The organism is Actinomycetospora rhizophila, assembly GCF_042657905.1.
GTDB lineage: Bacteria > Actinomycetota > Actinomycetes > Mycobacteriales > Pseudonocardiaceae > Actinomycetospora > Actinomycetospora rhizophila.
On sequence record NZ_JBHSKG010000001.1, the window covers coordinates 509390 to 525668 of the forward strand.

The 16279-nt window shown below is 74.5% G+C and carries 16 protein-coding genes; 6 read left to right on the forward strand and 10 right to left on the reverse strand.

All coding sequences use genetic code 11. The features are described 5' to 3' along the window. Positions 1-300 precede the first annotated feature (300 nt). Positions 301-747 carry a hypothetical protein gene (locus ACFPK1_RS02455; protein WP_378019296.1) on the forward strand — a complete coding sequence of 149 codons (447 nt, stop codon included), beginning with the start codon at positions 301-303 and terminating at the stop codon, positions 745-747. Positions 748-836: 89 nt separating this feature from the next. After that, positions 837-1805 (forward strand): hypothetical protein, encoded by a 969-nt coding sequence (locus tag ACFPK1_RS02460; protein WP_378019297.1) that lies wholly within the window; start codon positions 837-839, stop codon positions 1803-1805. Here the strand turns inward: ACFPK1_RS02460 and ACFPK1_RS02465 are convergent, their stop codons facing one another. The 8 genes from ACFPK1_RS02465 to ACFPK1_RS02500 are packed head-to-tail and all read right to left on the reverse strand — an operon-like array spanning position 1806 to position 9628. Next, the gene (locus ACFPK1_RS02465) at positions 1806-2573 is read right to left on the reverse strand and encodes a maleylpyruvate isomerase family mycothiol-dependent enzyme (RefSeq protein ID WP_378019298.1); all 768 of its coding nucleotides are present in this window, start codon (positions 2571-2573) and stop codon (positions 1806-1808) included. Between the two features lie 16 nt (positions 2574-2589). Continuing rightward, positions 2590-2901: a Rieske (2Fe-2S) protein gene (locus tag ACFPK1_RS02470; RefSeq protein ID WP_378019299.1), complete on the reverse strand. Its 312-nt coding sequence runs from the start codon at positions 2899-2901 to the stop codon at positions 2590-2592. After that, positions 2898-5426, reverse strand: a complete 2529-nt coding sequence (gene nirB / locus ACFPK1_RS02475; protein WP_378019300.1) for a nitrite reductase large subunit NirB — start codon at positions 5424-5426, stop codon at positions 2898-2900. Before nirB ends, ACFPK1_RS02470 begins: the two co-directional genes overlap by 4 nt. A gap of 2 nt (positions 5427-5428) precedes the next feature. Continuing rightward, complete coding sequence (locus ACFPK1_RS02480; RefSeq protein ID WP_378019301.1) at positions 5429-5773, reverse strand: molybdopterin oxidoreductase; 345 nt, start codon at positions 5771-5773, stop codon at positions 5429-5431. Continuing rightward, positions 5773-7899: a molybdopterin oxidoreductase family protein gene (locus ACFPK1_RS02485; protein ID WP_378019302.1), complete on the reverse strand. Its 2127-nt coding sequence runs from the start codon at positions 7897-7899 to the stop codon at positions 5773-5775. The genes ACFPK1_RS02480 and ACFPK1_RS02485 overlap by 1 nt, the downstream gene beginning before the upstream one ends. A 50-nt stretch (positions 7900-7949) precedes the next feature. Next, entirely contained in the window at positions 7950-8240 is a 291-nt protein-coding gene (locus ACFPK1_RS02490; RefSeq protein ID WP_378019303.1) for a carboxymuconolactone decarboxylase family protein, read from the reverse strand. A gap of 51 nt (positions 8241-8291) precedes the next feature. Beyond that, a complete protein-coding gene (locus ACFPK1_RS02495; RefSeq protein WP_378019304.1) occupies positions 8292-8549 on the reverse strand; it encodes a carboxymuconolactone decarboxylase family protein in 258 nt (85 codons plus the stop codon). Positions 8550-8578: 29 nt separating this feature from the next. Further along, positions 8579-9628: an LLM class flavin-dependent oxidoreductase gene (locus ACFPK1_RS02500; protein WP_378019305.1), complete on the reverse strand. Its 1050-nt coding sequence runs from the start codon at positions 9626-9628 to the stop codon at positions 8579-8581. Between the two features lie 180 nt (positions 9629-9808). On the opposite strand from ACFPK1_RS02500, the gene ACFPK1_RS02505 reads away from it, so the two are divergent. After that, positions 9809-11344: a Re/Si-specific NAD(P)(+) transhydrogenase subunit alpha gene (locus ACFPK1_RS02505; protein WP_378019306.1), complete on the forward strand. Its 1536-nt coding sequence runs from the start codon at positions 9809-9811 to the stop codon at positions 11342-11344. Beyond that, positions 11341-12744 (forward strand): Re/Si-specific NAD(P)(+) transhydrogenase subunit beta, encoded by a 1404-nt coding sequence (gene pntB, locus ACFPK1_RS02510; protein ID WP_378019307.1) that lies wholly within the window; start codon positions 11341-11343, stop codon positions 12742-12744. Before ACFPK1_RS02505 ends, pntB begins: the two co-directional genes overlap by 4 nt. Here pntB and ACFPK1_RS02515 read toward each other — a convergent pair. Further along, positions 12731-13132, reverse strand: a complete 402-nt coding sequence (locus ACFPK1_RS02515) for an ankyrin repeat domain-containing protein (protein ID WP_378019308.1) — start codon at positions 13130-13132, stop codon at positions 12731-12733. The two genes, pntB and ACFPK1_RS02515, sit on opposite strands and share 14 nt — an antisense overlap. A gap of 42 nt (positions 13133-13174) precedes the next feature. Beyond that, a complete protein-coding gene (locus ACFPK1_RS02520) occupies positions 13175-13555 on the reverse strand; it encodes a hypothetical protein (protein ID WP_378019309.1) in 381 nt (126 codons plus the stop codon). A gap of 183 nt (positions 13556-13738) precedes the next feature. Between ACFPK1_RS02520 and ACFPK1_RS02525 the strand changes: the two genes are divergently transcribed. Together ACFPK1_RS02525 and ACFPK1_RS02530 are read left to right on the forward strand one after the other, a co-directional pair. Next, the gene (locus ACFPK1_RS02525) at positions 13739-14380 is read left to right on the forward strand and encodes a response regulator (RefSeq protein ID WP_378019310.1); all 642 of its coding nucleotides are present in this window, start codon (positions 13739-13741) and stop codon (positions 14378-14380) included. After that, positions 14377-16272 carry a sensor histidine kinase gene (locus ACFPK1_RS02530; RefSeq protein ID WP_378019311.1) on the forward strand — a complete coding sequence of 632 codons (1896 nt, stop codon included), beginning with the start codon at positions 14377-14379 and terminating at the stop codon, positions 16270-16272. The genes ACFPK1_RS02525 and ACFPK1_RS02530 overlap by 4 nt, the downstream gene beginning before the upstream one ends. Positions 16273-16279 lie beyond the last annotated feature (7 nt).

Here is a 16279-nt window from a genome sequence, read left to right on the forward strand (position 1 = left end):
ATGTCCTCCTCGTACACGGAGAGGAGGTCCAGATGATGTTGTCAACGCTCAGCGGTTATCGCTTCGAGGTCACCGTCCGGACCGGCCCCGTGTCCGCAGCGTGCTGACGTCCCGCACGCTGCGCGCACGTCCCTGACGTCGCTGCTGCTCACGGTCCCCCGTCCTGACGGTCGGACGCGCATCCGCGCCATTCTCGCGGCAATTCCTGCCGTTCTCGACGCCATTTCCTGTGCGTCGATCCCTCTGCGCCCGAAAGGGGGCGACATGAGCTGGATCTTCCGTACCGTGTCCTTTCCCCTGATGCCGTCCCTCCGGGCCGGCGTCGCCGCACGGGAGCGCGAGGCCGTCGCCCGGGCCTTCGAGTCCGACATGCGTCGCGAGTTCCGGGCCGCCGCCGAGTTCCTGGGTGTGCGCACGAAGACCCACGTGGCGGCCGGCGTCACGATCACGACCCCGCGCACCGGCGGGGTGGAGATGGGTCCGCCGGTGACTTTCACCGTCGAGCTGATGCCGGGCCTGGTGCCGTCGGACCTGCTCGGCCCGGCCCGCCGGGTGGCGGAGGCCGTGGGTGGCCGGGACGTGCGCCTCGAGCGCATCGCCGGTCGGTGGCTGCGCGTGGTGGTGCTGGACGACCCGGAGCCGCCCGCGGACGAGATCGAGCCCGCCCGGCCCGGCCCGCGGCGGCTCCGGACCCGGCCCTTCACCACGCCGTGCCCGGCGGAGGGCGCCCCTCACTCGTTCCGGTGACGGGTGCTAACGGTTCGGTTCCCCCGACGACATGAGCGGCATGACCGCCGGACGGCGGCCACCACACATCTCGTCGGGGGATCCGAGCCATGACCACTGTCCAGCCGCCGCGCCACCGTGCTCCCGCCGGAGCCCAGGGATTCGGCCGCGAGCCGCACCCGTCGGGCCCGGTGACGGTCGCGCCGCGCGTGGCCCGCCGGCCGGTCTCCACCCCCGACGCGTCGGTCGAGCCGCCGACGACGCCGATCTCCCGGGCCGCGCTCGACGCCGCCGCGGGCAAGCACCCGCAGCGCTCGCCGATCGTGCCGCCGGCGCCGGTCGCGATGGCCGCGGTGCCGGCCGCGCCGCCCGTCCCCCCGCGCAACGGGCTGGGCATCGCCGGCCTCGTCCTCGGCGTCTGCGGCCTGGTCGTCGGCATGATCCCGCTGTTCGGGATGGGCGCGATCCTGCTCGGCGTGATCGGGCTGGTGCTCGGCCTCGTCGGCGTCACCCGCGCCCGCCGCCGCATCGCCACCAACACGAAGACCGCCGTCTCCGGCGTCGTCGCCTGCGTCCTCGCGATCGCGCTGGGCATCACCGGCCTGGTGATCGTCGCGAACGCCTTCACCCAGCTCGACCAGGACCTCTCCGCGATCGGCGCCGGCACCGCGCCCGTGTCCGCCCCGGCCCCGGCGACCTCCGCCGTCGCGTTCGGCCAGACCTTCACCTACGCCGACGGCCTCGCCGTCACCGTCAGCGAGCCGGCGGCCTACGACCCGTCGAGCTACGCGGCCGGGAACACCAACCCCTACGCGTACAGCGTCACCGTCCGCGTCACCAACAACACCGGCGCGGCGTTCGACCCGGTCCTGCTCCACGCCGCGATGTCGACCGGCGGCGCGCCGGCCTCCCAGATCTTCGACGCCGAGACGGGCATGCCCCCGCAGAACCAGCTGCAGCCCGGCCGCAGCATGACCTACGACGTGGCCTTCTCGACCACGACGAACAGCGGCGAGGCCCAGGTCGACGTCACCCCGTCGTTCGACCACGACGCGGCGGTCTTCACCGGCACCCTCTGATCAGACGGCGCCGTGCTCGCGCCACAGCGTGAGCAGGTCCGGGGCCCCGAGGACGTCGACACCGGCGACCTCGGGGCTCTCGCGCGCCGTGAGCACGGCGAGCAGCGCCCGGGCCGGTCCGCGCACCGCGGTGTCGCTCTTGCGGTGCGCGTGCTCGATCGTCGGCCCGTCGGCGCCGAGGGTCACCACCCACTCGCCGAGTCGATGGTCCAGCCCCTCGTCCGTGGCGTGCAGGTGCAGCGTGGCGCCGTCGGCCCGCAGGCCCTCACGTCGCGCCGCACCCATCGCGACCATCGCCAGGTGCTCGTCGACGGCGTCCGCCGCGATCACCGGGTCCACGTCGGCCAGCGGCGGCAGGCCGGCGGCGAGCTCGGCGTCCGCGCGGTGCACCAGCGTCTCATGGCACTGCCGCCGGGCCCAGAACGACACCGGGACCAGCCGCCCGAAGCCGCCGACGAGGGTGTCCTCGTCGACGGCCCGGATCGCCTGGGTGAGCGCGGCCGCGCCCTCGAGCAGCCAGGTCGACACCTCGTCCTCGGCCACGGGCATCGGCGGGTCCGTCGGTCCCCGCCGGACGAGCTTCTCGCCCGGCCGGGCGACGGTGCCGGCGCACCAGCGGTGGACGCCGCCGAGGTGGTCGGCGAGGTCGCGCACCGACCACTCCGGGCACGACGGCACCCGCGCCTCCTGCCCGGCCGCGTGCACCGCGTCCGCGAACGCCGTGGTGTGCAGGACGATCTCGTCGAGGAAGCGCTCGGTGGTCGGCACGGGCGCCATCCTGGCGTCAGCCCAGGCGCACGACCAGTTCGCCGTCCTCCTCGCTCGCGGTGTACGCCGCGACGCCGTCGGCACCCGTCCCGCAGGAGCCGTCGGCCAGCGAGAACTGGTGGTTGTGCAGCGGGCACATCACCACCTCGCCGTCGGTGAGACCGTCGGCGAGCGGGCCGCCGCGGTGCGGGCAGATCGCCCGCAGCGCGTACAGCCCGCCGCCGCGCGGGCGGAACACGGCCACAGGCTCGTCGCCGACGAGGAACGCCCGCCCCTCACCGAGGGGCACCTGGTCGACCGGCCCGAGCCGGGCCTCCACGCCGCTCACCTGACCGGCACCTGGGGCAGCGGCACCAGCGGCAGCGCGTCGTGGAACTGTCCCGGCGTGCTCTCGGTCTGGTCGGCCGCCCACGGGTCGACGTAGCGGTCGACCGCCTCCTGCATCCGGGCGTCGAGCTCGGCGGCGATGCCCTCGGTGTCGTCGACGATCACACCGATCAGGTGGTCCAGGCCCATCCGCGGCACGAAGTCGTAGGTGCGCTCCAGCCAGTTCGCGTTCTCCCGGTAGTACTGCAGGAACCGGCCGGTGATCGTCATGGCCTCCTCGTGGGAGTCGACGGTGGCCAGGACGTCGCCCTTCCGGATCGTCGCCCCGGCCGCGCCGCCCACGTAGATCTGCCAGCGCGCACCCTCGATCGCCACCAGACCCACGTCCTTGACCATCGACTCCGCGCAGTTGCGGGGGCACCCGGACACGGCGAGCTTCATCTTCGCCGGGCCCTCGATGCCCTTGTAGCGCTCCTCGATGTCGATGCCGAGCCTGGTGGAGTCGCCGAGCCCGAAGCGGCAGAAGTCGGTGCCGACGCACGTCTTCACCGTCCGGAAGCTCTTGCCGTAGGCCCAGCCCGAGGGCATGTCGAGGTCGGCCCACACCTCCGGGAGCTTCTCCTTGGGCACGCCGAGCAGGTCGATCCGCTGGCCGCCGGTCAGCTTGACCATCGGGATGTCGTGCTTCTCGGCGACGTCGGCGATCCGGCGCAGCTGCTCCGGCGAGGTCACCCCGCCGGACATCCGCGGGACGACCGAGAACGTGCCGTCGCGCTGGATGTTGGCGTGCACCCGGTCGTTGATGAACCGGCCGTCGCGCTCGTCGACGAACTCGTCGGGCCACATCATCCGCAGCAGCGCCGTCAGCCCCATCTTCGAGCCGACGTGCTCCGCGCCGCCGGGCGCGAGCGCGGCGAACACCGACGAGACGCTGGTCAGGCCCCGCGCCCGGATCTCGGCCATGAGCGTCGGCTTGTCGAGCGGGATGCCGGGCACGTAGTAGGAGTCGGCCGGATCCTCGGCGCCCGCGCCGCCGAGCGCGGCCTCGACGACCTCCTTGACCAGCCCCTTGCACGACCCGCACCCCTTGCCGGCCCGGGTCGCCGCCGTGCACGCCGACACCGTCTCGGCGCCGTCGTGGACGCACGCCACGAGGTCGCCCTTCGAGACGCCGTTGCAGTGGCAGATCTGGGTGTCGTCGGGCAGGTCGGCCGCGCTCGCGTCGTCGCCGGCGGAGCCGAGGTCGAACAGCAGCTTGACCCGCTCCTCGGGCAGCGCCGAGCGGCTGTCGAACGCCTGCGTCAGCGCGGCCGCCTTGGTGATGTCCCCGACGAGCGTCGCGCCGATCAGCGTGCCGTCGCGGATGACGACGGTCTGGTAGACGCCGCGGCCGGTCTCGGAGAACTGCACGAACTCGTCCGAGCTGCGCTCCGGGGTCTTGACGCCCATCTGCGCGACGTCGACGCCGGCGACCTTGAGCTTCGTCGCCAGCCGCGACCCGTGGTACTCGGCGTCGGGGTTCGCGCCCGTCACGACGTCGGCGAGCACGCCGGCCTGCTCCCACAGCGGCCCGACGACGCCGTAGACCTCGCCGCGGTGCTGGGCGCACTCGCCGACCACGAAGATCGAGTCGTCGTCGACCGAGCGCATCCTGTCGTCGACGACGATCGCGCGCTGCGTCTCCAGCCCCGAGACCATCGCCAGCCCGATGTTGGGCCGGATACCGGCGGTGACGACGACGGTGTCGCAATCGAGCGTCGAGCCGTCGGTGAAGCGGACCCCGGAGACGCTGCCATCCGATGTCAGGATCTCGCTGGTCTTCACCCCGAGGTGCATGTGCAGACCCAGGTCCTCGAGCTTGCTGCGCAGCACCTTCGACGCCTCGGCCTCGAGCTGCTGGTTCATCAGCACCTCGGTGGGGTGCACCACGTGCACCGCGAGCCCGTGGGCCTGCAGCCCGGCCGCGGCCTCCAGCCCCAGCAGGCCGCCGCCGATGACGACGGCGGACGCCTTGCCCCGCACGTGGCGCAGCATGCCCTGCGCGTCGCCCAGGCTCCGGAACCCGAAGACCCCCGCGGTCAGCTCGGTGTCGCTCCTCCACATGCCCTCCATGGGCGGGAAGAACGACCGGCTGCCCGTGGCGAGCACGAGCACGTCGTACGGCGTGACCGAGCCGTCGTCGCCGAGGACGACCTTGGCGTGCCGGTCGATGCGCACGATGCGCACGCCGGCGTGCAGGTCGATGCCGTTCTCGTCGTACCAGCCGCGCGGGTTGAGGAAGAGCTCGCCCTCGTCGTCGTCGACGGTCTCGCCTGCGGGGCCGGCCAGCACCTCGGACAGCAGGATGCGGTTGTAGTTGCCGTAGGGCTCGTCGCCGAAGACGGTGATCGAGAACTGGTCCCCGCCGCCGCGGGCGAGGATCTCCTCGATCGCGCGGGCCCCGGACATGCCGTTGCCGACGACGACGAGGCGGCGCTTCGTGGCGGTGGGCTGCTCGACGTCGGGCCGCTCTGCCGTCTGCGTCACCGTCAGACCTCCACCAGACCGCAGTCGACGACGGCCGTGCCGCTCGCGCCCTCGGGCGCGGCGAGGTGGACCTCGACGGTGGTGCCGGCGAGGAGGTCCTCGACGACGCGCAGCGAGACGTGCATGTCACCCCGGGCGCCGACCGGCAGCCAGCGCGAGGGCGCGCCGTCGACCACGAGCACCAGCGTGATCAGCTCGTCGGACGAGTTGCCCCCGCGCAGGTAGAGCACCTGCCCGGTGGTGCCGTCGGGGACGGTGTAGGTGAGGCTCGGGTCGAGCGGGGCCGGCTTGTCCAGCCCGCGGCCCTCGAACCCGAACACGCCCTGCAGGAAGCGCGGAGTCGTCATCACGTGCCTGGCTCCCAGCTGTCGGGGGTGGTGGGCGCGGCCGTGAGCTCGACCGCGCAGGTCTTGAACTCCGGCATCCGCGACGCCGGGTCCAGAGCGGGGTTGGTGAGGTCGTTGACCGTCGCGCCGCCCGACCAGTGGAACGGGGCGAAGACGGTGTCCGGCCGGATCTCCCGGCTCAGCCGGACCCGCATCCGCGCCTCGCCGCGGCGGCTGCGCAGCAGCAGGTCGCCGCCCTCCTCGACGCCCAGGCGCGCGGCGAGGTCCGGGTGCACCTCGACCGCGGGCTCGGGCTCCGCGTCGACCAGCGCCTTGGTGCGGCGGGTCTGCGTGCCCGACTGGTAGTGCGCCCGGCTGCGGCCGGTGGTCAGGCGGTAGGGGTACTCGTCGTCGGGCAACTCGGCGGCGTCGCGGTGGTGCACGACGTGGAAGCGCGCCCGGCCGTCCGGGGTGGGGAAACCCTCACGGAACATCCGCGGTGTGCCGTCGTGGTCCTCGGACGGACACGGCCAGAACACCCCGCGCTCGGCCTCGATGCGCTCCCACGTGATCCCCGCGTAGTCGGCCCTGCCGCCGGCGCTCGCGCGGCGCAGCTCGTCGAAGACCGTCCGCGGGTCGTGGTCGAAGAGGTGGCCCCGGCCGAGACGGGCGGCGAGGTCGGCGAGCACCGCGAGGTCGCTGCGCGCGCCGTCGGGCGCGTCGGCCGCCCGCCGCCGGCGCAGGACGCGGCCCTCGAGGTTGGTCATCGTCCCGTCCTCCTCGGCCCACTGCGTGGTGGGCAGGACGACGTCGGCGAGCTCGGCGGTCTCGGACAGGAAGATGTCGGAGACGGCGAGGAAGTCCAGCGACCGCAACCGGTCGCGGACGTGGGCGGCGTTCGGCGCGGACACCGCCACGTTGGACGCGATGACCACCAGCGCGCGCACGCCGCCCGCGGTGCCGAGGCGGTCGAGCATCTCGTAGGCCGAGACCCCCGGCTGCGGGAGCTCCCCGGGGTCGACGCCCCAGACGCCGGCCACGTGCTCGCGGGCGGCCGGGTCGGCGAGCATCCGGTAGCCGGGCAGCTGGTCGGCCTTCTGGCCGTGCTCGCGCCCGCCCTGCCCGTTGCCCTGGCCGGTCATCGTCGCCCAGCCGGAGGCCGGACGTCCGGGCAGGCCGAGCGCGAGGGCGAGGTTGATCCAGGCCAGCGCGGTGTCGGAGCCCTTGGCGTGCTGCTCGGCGCCGCGCCCGGAGAGGATCATCGTCGCGCGGGACGCGGCGAGCAGCCGCACCGCGCGCTCCATGACGCGCACGGGGACGCCGGTGATCCGCTCGACGCGGTCGGGCCAGTACTGGCGCACCGCGCGCCGCACCGCGGGCCAGCCGGTGGTGCGCTCGGCGATGTAGGCGGTGTCGACCAGGCGGTGCTTCACCGCGAGGTGCAGCAGCCCGTTGGCCAGGGCGAGGTCGGTGCCCGGGACGGGCTGGAGGTGGACGTCGGCGGCGGCCGCCGTCGCCGTGTAGCGGGGGTCGACGACGAGGTGCTGCGCGCCGCGCTCGCGGCCGGCGGCGAACCAGCGCATGGCGGGCGGCATGACGTCGGCCGGGTTCGAGCCGACGAGCAGGACCGTGTCGGCGCGGGCGATGTCCGCCAGCGGGAACGGCATCCCCCGGTCGACGCCGAACGCCCTGGTCGCGGCCGCGGCGGCCGACGACATGCAGAACCGGCCGTTGTAGTCGATCGAGGCGCTGCGCAGCGCGACGCGCACGAACTTCCCCGCCTGGTAGGCCTTCTCGTTCGTCAGGCCCCCGCCGCCGAAGAGGCCGGCGGCGTCGGGGCCGTACCGCTCCTGGGCGACGGTGAGGGCGTCGGCGATCCGCTGCAGCGCCTCGTCCCAGCTCGCCGCGCGGAACGGCTCGTCGCGGGCGTCCCGGACCAGCGGGGTGGTGAGGCGGTCGGGGTGCGTGAGCAGCTCCGCCGCCGAGAGCCCCTTCTCGCAGAGGCCCCCGCGGTTGGTCGGGAACGCCGCCCCGGTCACCTCGAGGACCGGGCCGGCGCCGTGCTCGCGCGGGGTCAGCGTCATCGCGCACTGCAGCGAGCAGTACGGGCAGTGCGTGGTGACGCCCTGCGCGGGAGACCCGGCCATGCCCCCACGCTGCGGGCGCGATGTTTCCGGGCGGTGACGCGGGCGCTACGTCACGTCGGGGGTGGCGGGATCGACACCGCGCACGACGCGCCGGTCGCCTCGGCCGTCGCCTCGTCGACGTCGGTGTGCACCGTCGCGTGGAAGCGGCTGACCAGCTGGTCCAGCCCGACCGTGAAGGAGACCTCGACGATCTGCCTGGTGTCGAAGTGCGCCTGCAGGTCCGCCCACATCTCGTCGGTGATCGTCTGCATCCACGTCGACGCGCGGGCGTAGCGGATCACCGCCTCCTCCGCGGGCGAGAACATCCCCGCCGGGAGCGGGTCGTCGAGGAGGTGCGCCATCTCCTCGTCGGACAGCCCCGATGCTCGACCGAGCACCACATGGGTCGGCGTTCAATAGAAGCAGCGGTTGGCGACCGCGCTGGTCAGGTACGGCAGCTCCCGCAGGCGATCGGTCGGGAGCGAGTTCCGGAAGTAGACCGTGTCGGCGAGCGCGTAGAACTGCTCCATCGCCTGCGGGTGGTTGGCCATCGCCCGCTGCACGTTGCGCAGCCCGGGCATCCCCCGGCGTTCCCGCAGCGCCGCGAGGGCCGCGCGCGCCTCCGGGTCGGCGTCCGGGTCGTCGGGGTCGGGCAGCGGGATGCGGGCCATGGAACCCGAGTGTCCGGGGTGCCGGACCCCTACACCTGCGCCAGCGACGGCGTCGCCGCGTCCGGACCCGTGACGCCGAAGGCGCTCGCGACGAGCTCGTAGGAGCGGCGGCGCTCGGCGACGTCGTGGATCGGGCTCACGATCATGATCTCGTCGGCGTCCGCCTCCTGCGCGCGGCGCTCGAGGTCGGCGCGGACCTCCTCGGGGGTGCCGGCCGTCATCTTGGCGGCCATGCCCCGCTCGACCTGGAGCTCGACGGCGCTCCAGTCGTGGGCCACCGCCTCCTCCGGGCTCGGCAGCGGGCCCGGGTTGCCGGTGCGCAGGCGGGCCATCGACAGGGCGTGGGCGCGACCCATCGCGCGGGCGCGCTCGGGGTCCTCGCTGCACATGACGGCGGCGGCGAGGACGACGTGCGGGTCCTGGGCGCCGGCGGCGTCGCTGGGCCGGAACTGCTGGCGGTAGATCCGGGTGGCCTCGCCGGGGTCGGCGCCGCCGAAGTGCCCGGCGTAGGCGAAGCCGGTGCCGAACGCGGCCGCGGCCTGCCCGCCGTAGTAGCTGGACGCGAGGATCCAGACCGGCGGCAGCGGGACGTCGTTGGGCATCGCCTCGATGCCGGCGAAGGGGTGGTCGGCGGGCAGCCCGTCGACGTAGCCGCGCAGCTCGGTGAACTGCTCGGGGAAGTCGTCGGCGGTCAGCGCCTCGCGGCTGCGGCGCAGGGCGACGGCGGTGCGCGGATCGGTGCCCGGGGCGCGGCCGATGCCGAGGTCGATGCGGTCCGGGTGCAGCCCGGCGAGGGCCCGGAAGGTCTCGGCCACCTTCAGCGGCGAGTGGTTGGGCAGCATGATCCCGCCGGAGCCGACGCGCAGCGTGCTCGTGGCGTCGGCGACGGCCTGGATGAGGATCTCCGGGCTGGAGCTGGCGACGCTCGGGATGCCGTGGTGCTCGGCCAGCCACATGCGGCGGTAGCCGGCGCGCTCGACGGTGCGTCCGAGCTCGATCGTCTCGTGCAGGGCGGCCGACGTCGACGAGCCGGAGGGCACCGGCGAGAGGTCCAGGACCGAGAGAGCGAGATCGCGCATGTCCGGTGCAACGCCCCGTCGCCGCGCGCGTGTTCCGGGGGGCGGGGTGTGACACGAGGCCGTCGCCGAGCGATGTCGGTTGCGGAGACTAAGGTCACGCCCATCGGGCGGTCGCGGGCGCGATGATCCGGTGAACATCCGGCGACGACGCCGGCGGCGGGGAAAGTAGGGAGCACGACCGTGCGCATCGGTGTGCCCCGGGAGACCGGGGAGCACGAGACCCGGGTGGCCGCGACCCCGGCCACCGTCGTGGGTCTCATCAACCTGGGGGCGACGGTCGTCGTCGAACCGGGCGCGGGGGAGCTCGCGAGCTTCCCCGACGCGGACTACGCCGCCGCCGGCGCCGAGATCGGCGACCCGTGGTCGGCGGACGTGGTGCTCGCGCTCCGGACGCCCGACGCCGAGCACCTCGACCGCATGGCGGCCGGGACCACGCTCGTCGCGATGGTCGGCCCCGCCCGCAACCCCGCGGTGCTCGAGGACCTCGCCGCGCGCGGGCTCACCGTCCTCGCCACCGACGCGGTGCCGCGCATCTCGCGCGCCCAGTCGCTCGACGTGCTCAGCTCGATGGCCAACATCGCGGGCTACCGCGCGGTCGTCGAGGCCGCCCACCGCTTCGGTCGCTTCTTCACCGGCCAGGTCACGGCCGCGGGCAAGGTCCCGCCGGCCACCGTGCTGGTCGCGGGCGCGGGCGTCGCCGGACTCGCGGCGATCGGCGCGGCCTCGAGCCTCGGCGCCGTCGTGCGGGCCACCGACCCGCGCCCCGAGGTCGCGGAGCAGGTCCGGTCGCTGGGCGGCGAGTTCCTCGCCGTCGAGGTCGAGCAGGAGGCGAGCACCGACGGCTACGCCCGCGCGACCTCCGAGGCCTACGACGCCCGCGCCGCCGAGATCTACAGCGAGCAGGCCGCCGACGTCGACGTCGTCGTGACCACCGCCCTCATCCCGGGCCGCCCGGCGCCGCGCCTGCTCACCGCCGCCGACGTCGCGAGCATGAAGCCCGGCAGCGTGGTGGTGGACATGGCCGCGGGCCAGGGCGGCAACGTCGAGGGCTCGGTGGCCGACCAGGTCGTCGTCACCGGCAACGGCGTCACCATCGTCGGCGACACCGACCTCGCCGCCCGCCTGCCCACCCAGGCCTCGCAGCTCTACGGCACCAACCTGCTGAACCTGCTCAAGCTGCTGGTCCCCGAGAAGGACGGCCGCCTGGTCCTCGACCTCGAGGACGTCGTCATCCGCTCGATGACCGTGACCCACCACGGCGACGTGCTCTGGCCGCCACCGCCGATCCCGGTGTCCGCGGCGCCGAGCGTGCCGGTCGAACCGGCGGCGTCGACCCCGGTCGTGGAGCCGAAGCGGCCGATGTCGCCGGCCCGGCGCTACGGGCTGGTCGCGGTGGCGTTCGCGCTGCTCTTCGTCGCCACGGCGTTCGCGCCGCCGGAGCTCGCCACCAACCTCACGGTGTTCGTGCTGGCCGTGGTCATCGGCTACTACGTCATCGGCAAGGTCCACCACGCCCTGCACACGCCGCTGATGTCGGTCACCAACGCGATCTCGGGCGTGGTCGTGGTCGGGGCGCTGCTGCAGTTCGGCCAGCACGGCACGGTCGTCTCGGTGCTCGCGTTCGTCGCGGTGCTCCTGGCCAGCATCAACATCGTCGGCGGCTTCGCGGTGACGCGGCGGATGCTGGCCATGTTCACGAAGGGATCCGCCCAGTGAGCGCCGGAGCCGCCGCGACCGCGGCCTACGTCGTCGCGGCGCTGCTCACCGTCATGAGCCTCGCCGGGCTGTCGAAGCACGAGACCGCGCGCTCGGGCGTCGCCTACGGCATCGCCGGCATGGCGGTCGCCCTCGTCGCGACCGTGGTGATGGTCGCCGAGTCGATCCCCGCGGGCGCCGTCGCGCTGCTCGCCGTCGCGATGGTGGTCGGCGGCGGCATCGGGCTCTGGCGCGCCCGCGTGGTCGAGATGACCGGCATGCCCGAGCTCATCGCCCTGCTGCACAGCTTCGTCGGTCTCGCCGCGGTGCTCGTCGGGTGGAACGGCTACCTGGAGGTCGAGGCGCTCGGCCCGGCCCAGACGACGGTGGCCCCCGAGCTCCTCGGCATCCACTCCGTCGAGGTCGGCATCGGGGTCTTCATCGGTGCGGTGACGTTCACCGGCTCGCTCGTCGCCTACGGCAAGCTCTCGGGGCGGATGAAGTCGCGCCCGCTGACGCTGCCGGGCAAGAACGCGCTCAACCTCGGTGCGCTGGTGGCCTTCGCCGCGCTGACCGTCGGCTTCACCGTCGCGCCCTCGCTCGGGCTGATGATCGCGATCACCGCGGTGGCGCTGGCGCTGGGCTGGCACCTGGTCGCCTCGATCGGCGGCGGCGACATGCCCGTCGTCGTGTCGATGCTCAACAGCTACTCGGGCTGGGCCGCGGCGGCGTCGGGCTTCCTGCTCGACAACACGCTGCTGATCGTCACCGGCGCGCTCGTCGGGTCGTCCGGTGCCTACCTCTCGTACGTCATGTGCCAGGCGATGAACCGCTCGTTCCTGTCGGTCATCGCCGGTGGGTTCGGCGTGGAGTCGGGCACCTCGGCGGCCGTCGAGGGCGAGCACCGCGAGGTCACCGCCGACGAGGTCGCCGCGATGCTCACCGACGCGTCGTCGGTCGTCATCGTCCCCGGCTACGGCATGGCGGTGGCGCAGGCGCAGTACCCGGTCGCCGACCTCACCCGCCGCCTCGTCGAACGGGGCGTCGAGGTCCGCTTCGGCATCCACCCGGTGGCCGGGCGCCTGCCCGGGCACATGAACGTGCTGCTCGCCGAGGCCAAGGTCCCCTACGACATCGTGCTCGAGATGGACGAGATCAACGACGACCTGGCCTCCACCAGCGTCGTGCTGGTCATCGGGGCCAACGACACCGTCAACCCGGCGGCGATGGAGGACCCGGCCAGCCCGATCGCCGGCATGCCGGTGCTGCGCGTGTGGGAGGCCAAGGACGTCGTGGTGTTCAAGCGCTCGATGGCCGTGGGCTACGCGGGCGTGCAGAACCCGCTGTTCTTCCGCGAGAACACCTCGATGATCTTCGGTGACGCGCGGGTGCGCGTGGAGGACATCATCAAGGCGCTGTGAGGATCGCCAGGAGGTCCTCCCGCTCGAACATCCGCGCCGTGTCGACGGCCGTCGGGTGCCCGGCGAGCGGGTCGGCGCCACCGGCGACCAGCGCGTGGACCACGGCCTCCTCGCCCTTGAAGACCGCGCCCGCGAGCGGCGACTGACCGCGGTCGTTGAGCCGGTCGACCTCGGCGCCGCGCGCGACCAGCACGGCCACCGCGTCGGCGTGGCCGTGGTAGGCGGCGAGCATGACGAGCGTGTCTCCCTTCTCGTTCGTCAGGTTCACCGGGACGCCGGCGTCGACGTAGGACGCCAGCGACGCCGCATCGCCCGCACGCGCCATGTCGAAGACCCGCGTCGCGAGCTCCCGTACGGCCTCGTCGGAGTGGTCCGGCTCGTCGCTCATCGGCACCGAGTCTAGGAGTGCGGGGTGCGCCCGGCCTCGCTCTCACGCGTCGGCGCGCACGCGGGCGCGGGTCCGGCTCATCAGCAGCACCACGGCGACCACCGTCAGGACGACCGTGGCCGCGCCCCACGCGACGAAGGGCGGCGGGACGTCGGGCACGAAGAACGCGGGCAGCGAGGTGATCGCCGCCAGGATCCGGGTCACCGCGATCACCCGGATCCCCACCCGGCTGCCCGTGCGGGCGACCACCACGGCGGCGGCGAGGGTCACCAGGCCCATGACGGCGCAGAACACCATGACCACCAGCGGCGGTCCGGGCTCGCCGTCGGCGGGCAGCGGGGCGAAGGCCCCGGCGATGTCGGCGACCGCGAGGACGACGGCGAGCCAGAACCCGACCTTGGCGCGGGTGGTGAGGGTGCTCATGGCGGTGCTCCGGGTGTCGGGTGTGCCGGGTGGAGGGGTCGAGCGGCATGACGGGGACGAGCGTGCGCGCCGGGCACGCCCCGTGACAACGGCCGGGCACCCGGGCGGGCCGGGCATCTTCCCGGGTGAACCGGGCAAGCGAGGACGGGGACACCGCGACCACGAGGTGTCACGATCGGGATCGTGAGCCGGCCGCCGATCCGCGTGGTCCTCGCCGACGACCACCCGGTGGTGCGGCGGGGGCTCGCGGCGCTGCTCGAGTCGGTGGAGGGCGTCGAGGTCGTCGGCCAGGCCGCGACGGGCCGCGAGGCGGTCCGGGAGGCCCAGCTGCTCGCGCCGGACGTCGTGCTGATGGACGTCCAGATGCCCGACCTCGACGGGGTCGAGGCGAGCCGGCGGATCGCGACGGCGAGCCCGGGCGTCGCGGTGCTCGTGCTGACCATGCACGACGACGACGAGACCGTGGTCGCGGCGCTGCGGGCCGGCGCGCGGGGCTACCTGCTCAAGGGCGCCGACCAGGAGGAGATCCGGCGCGCGGTCCACGCCGTCGTCGCCGGCGAGATGATCGTGGCGCCGGGCGCGGCCGCGCACGTGCTCGCGCGCCTGTCCGCGCCCGCGCCGACGGTCCCGTTCCCCGAGCTCACGGCGCGCGAGCGCGAGGTGCTCGCCGCCATGGCGCAGGGCCGGCGCAACGGTGCGATCGCCGCCGAGCTGGGGCTCGCGGCGAAGACGGTCGGCAACCACGTGTCGGCGATCCTCGCGAAGCTCGGCGTCGAGACCCGGGCCGAGGCCGTGGTGGTCGCGCGGCGGGGCGGTCTCGGGTGAGCCGGCGCCCCACGGCCGGCGAGCTCGCCGCGGGCGCGGCCGTGCTCGGGGCGGCGGGCGTGGTCGTGGCCCGCCCGCCGGTGACGGGCACCGGTGCGGCGTGGACCGTCGGCGCGCTGGTGCTGGGCGCGGCGGGACTCGTGGCGGCCGCCGTGGTGCGTCGCCGGGGCGGGGCGCGGGGGACGGCGGCGTGGATGAGCGCGACCGGGGCGTCCCTGCTGGTCCTGGCCGTGCTGGAGAGCGCGCTCGACCACGACGCGGGCCTGCTCGGCGTCGAGCTGCGCGTGCTGGCCGTCGTGCTGGCGCTGCTCGTGCCCGGCCTGGTGATCACGTTCCCGACCGGGCGCCTCGAGCACCTCACCGACCGGGTCGCGGCGGGGGTGGTCGCCGCGTGCGGACTCGCCGTCGTGGTCGCGCCCGTCGAGCCGGTCGCCCTCCCGGCGGGCGTGCTGCTGTGCACCGCGGTGGCCGGCGCGGTGTGGGCGCGCTTCGAGCGCTCCCGCGACCTCGACCGCGAGCGGATCCTCTGGGTGCTCCTGGGTGTGGGCACGGTCGTGATCGTCGGCGGGCACCTGCTCTTCGCCGCCGAGCAGTTCCCGGGGTCGGCCGTCGAGACCGCGCTGCTCACCGTGGTCGGGCTGTGCGGGCTCGGCATCCCGGCGGCGCTGGTCGTCGCGCTCGTGGCGCCCCGCGCCGCCGACGTCCGCCGCGCGATCTCCGGGGTCGCCGTCGTCATCGTGATGATCGATCTCGCACTGGGCGTCTTCGCCGGCACGCTCGCGACGCTGGAGGCGCTCACCGGGCGCGCGCCGTCGCGGGCGGTGGCGTCGGTGGTGTGCGTGGTCGTCGCGGCCGGCTTCCACCCGGCGCTCGTGCGGGTGCGCGAGACCCTCGACCAGGTCCTGTTCGGCGGGCGCCCCGACCCGGTGGGTGTGGTGTCGTCGTTGGGCGACGAGTTCCGCCGCGGCGGCGGCCCGCAGCAGTGGCTCGACGCGCTGCGGGCCTCGGTGGACCTGCCGTGGGCGGCCCTCCACCAGGACGTCGATCTCCACGACGACGAGGTCGTCGCGACCTCCGGGGACCCGGTCGAGCCGGTCACGACGATCGCGCTGCACGCCGGCGACGAGCACGTCGGCGACCTCGTCGTCGGCCTCCCCGAGCACCACCGTGAGCTGCCGCGCGCTACCGACGCGGTGCTGCGCCTGGTCGCCGGGCCGCTGGCCCGCGCGCTGCAGAGCGCCCGGTTGGCCGCGCAGCTGCAGGAGTCGCGCCGGCTCGTCGTGCTCGCCGCCGAGGAGGAGCGCCGCCGCCTGCGCCGCGACCTGCACGACGGTCTGGGCCCGGTGCTCGCCGGCGTCGGCTACACCGCGGACGCGGCGCGCAACGTGCTCGACGCGCGGCCGGAGCGCACGGCGGAGCTGCTCGCCGCGCTGCGCGAGGACGTCGGCGGCGCCATCGCCGAGGTCCGCCGGCTCGTCCACGACCTGCGGCCCCCGGTGCTCGACCAGCTCGGCCTCGTCGCGGCCGTGCGCCAGCAGGCCGAGCGGGTCACGCAGGACGGGGCGGGGCCGGCGGTGACGGTCGAGGCCGGCACGGTCGGGTCGCTGCCCGCCGCGGTGGAGGTCGCGGCCTACCGGGTGGTGTCCGAGGCGGTGCTCAACGTCGTGCGCCACGCCGGGGCGCGCCGGGCCCGGGTCACGGTCCGCCGCGAGGACGCGACGCTCGAGCTGCTCGTCGCCGACGACGGCTGCTCCGGTGCCCCGTGGACGCCCGGGGTCGGGCTGACCTCGATGCGCGAGCGGCTCGCCCAGCTCGGCGGCACGCTCGAGGCCGGGGCGACGCCCGACGGCGGCCGGGTGTGCGCGCGCCTGCCGCTCGGGTCACCCGTGTGAGCTCCCC

What these genes read in the sequence shown, in the direction of transcription:
- ACFPK1_RS02455 (WP_378019296.1), top strand. Translation starts at nt 301, where the DNA reads ATGCCGTCCCTCCGGGCCGGCGTCGCCGCACGGGAGCGCGAGGCCGTC.
- ACFPK1_RS02460 (WP_378019297.1), top strand. Translation starts at nt 837, where the DNA reads ATGACCACTGTCCAGCCGCCGCGCCACCGTGCTCCCGCCGGAGCCCAG.
- ACFPK1_RS02480 (WP_378019301.1), bottom strand. Translation starts at nt 5,773, where the DNA reads ATGACGACTCCGCGCTTCCTGCAGGGCGTGTTCGGGTTCGAGGGCCGC.
- ACFPK1_RS02485 (WP_378019302.1), bottom strand. Translation starts at nt 7,899, where the DNA reads ATGGCCGGGTCTCCCGCGCAGGGCGTCACCACGCACTGCCCGTACTGC.
- ACFPK1_RS02490 (WP_378019303.1), bottom strand. Translation starts at nt 8,240, where the DNA reads ATGGCGCACCTCCTCGACGACCCGCTCCCGGCGGGGATGTTCTCGCCC.
- ACFPK1_RS02495 (WP_378019304.1), bottom strand. Translation starts at nt 8,549, where the DNA reads ATGGCCCGCATCCCGCTGCCCGACCCCGACGACCCGGACGCCGACCCG.
- ACFPK1_RS02500 (WP_378019305.1), bottom strand. Translation starts at nt 9,628, where the DNA reads ATGCGCGATCTCGCTCTCTCGGTCCTGGACCTCTCGCCGGTGCCCTCC.
- ACFPK1_RS02515 (WP_378019308.1), bottom strand. Translation starts at nt 13,132, where the DNA reads ATGAGCGACGAGCCGGACCACTCCGACGAGGCCGTACGGGAGCTCGCG.
- ACFPK1_RS02520 (WP_378019309.1), bottom strand. Translation starts at nt 13,555, where the DNA reads ATGAGCACCCTCACCACCCGCGCCAAGGTCGGGTTCTGGCTCGCCGTC.